We start from the raw sequence: 1,430 nt of genomic DNA on the forward strand, positions 1-1,430 counted from the left end.
TGCCGCCTCCGGGCCGAACAGCCCGGCGCCGAGCGCCGCCGCGTCGGCGTTGCAGACGATGGTGTCCGCCGGGATCCGCTCGCCATCGGACAGGACCACGCCGGAGACCCGGCCGCCCTCGGTGAGGATCCGGTCCACATGCGTCCCGAATCGGAACGTGGCGCCGCGCTGCGTCGCCAGGTCCGCCACCGCCCCGGCGAGCGCGCTCATGCCGCCGGCCACAGTCCAGACCCCCGCCTGCTCGACATGCGCCACCAGCATCAGGGTCGCGGGCGCGGTGAACGGCGAGGCGCCGCAATAGGTGGCGTAGCGCCCGAACAATTGCAGCAGCCGCGGATCGCGGAAGAACGTCCCCAGCGCCGACCACAGCGTCGCGAACGGCTGGATCCGCCAGAGGTCGCCGAGGCCCGAGATCCCGACCCGCTGCGCCAGGCCGGTTGGGCTTGTCCGGCCCTCGCGGATGAACGGACCTTCCAGGGTCCGGTAGACCTCGGCCGAGCGGGCACAGAACCGGCGGTAGCCGTCGGCCTCCCGGGGGCCGGCGAACTCGGCGATCGCCGCCGCCGACGCTTCCGGATCGGCGAACAGGTCCAAACGCGCATCTTGCGACCAGGCGTGCCGGGCGAGGAGGCTCGCGGGCGTTAGCTTCGCGTGATCGACGAAGTCTGCGCCGGCTTCGGCGAACAATTCTTCGAAGATCCATCGCATCGTGAACACGGTCGGACCGGTTTCGACGAAGAGTTGGCCGACTGGAACGCTGGCCATCTTGCCGCCGGGCCGTGCGGCGCGCTCTACCACCGTGACCGACAGGCCGGCATGCGCCAACCGTAAGGCGGCGGCCAGACCGCCGATCCCGGCTCCGATCACGACGACGCGGTCCTGCGCCACGCTCAACCTCGCACTTGCGCCACCGATTGGGATTGATCTCCGGCCTGCAAAGTGTCAATAAGAAATGACACTTGTCGCTGACAACCGATGATAACACGGGAGGCGCGCCATGGAGTCAGGCCGGCGGATCGAACAGGCGCTGGATCGCGCCGTGGCTTATGCCGAGGCGCCGGGTGCGCCGCCCCTTTTGGCTGAAGCGTTGCGCTACGCCGTCTTCCCCGGTGGACACCGCATACGCCCGCGGCTGTGCCTGTCGGTGGCCCATGCCTGCGGCGACGACGATCCCGCCGCCTCCGAGGCCGCCGCCGCCGCGATCGAGCTGCTGCACTGCGCCTCCCTGGTCCACGACGACCTGCCCTGCTTCGACGACGCCCCCCTGCGCCGGCAGAAGCCCACCGTCCACATCGCCTTCGGCGAACCGGTCGCGGTGCTGGCCGGTGATGCCCTGATCGTGCTCGCCTTCGAAACCCTGGCTCGGGCCGCCGGACCCTATCCGGTGCGGCTCGCCCGCCTGGTCGGCCTCCTCGGGCGCGCCGCCGGCT

At 70.9% G+C, this 1,430-nt stretch carries 2 protein-coding genes; one reads left to right on the forward strand and one right to left on the reverse strand.

Going from position 1 to position 1,430, the window contains the following annotated elements:
• On the reverse strand, nucleotides 1-888 hold an 888-nt coding region (locus tag FV228_RS29680), incomplete at its 3' end, for an FAD-dependent oxidoreductase (protein WP_147857721.1).
• Between the two features lie 109 nt (nucleotides 889-997).
• Between FV228_RS29680 and FV228_RS29685 the strand changes: the two genes are divergently transcribed.
• A partial coding sequence (locus FV228_RS29685) for a polyprenyl synthetase family protein (protein ID WP_187277974.1) occupies nucleotides 998-1,430 on the forward strand: 433 nt, incomplete at its 3' end.

Origin of the sequence: Methylobacterium sp. WL18 (genome assembly GCF_008040015.1) — a bacterium.
Lineage (GTDB): Bacteria > Pseudomonadota > Alphaproteobacteria > Rhizobiales > Beijerinckiaceae > Methylobacterium > Methylobacterium mesophilicum.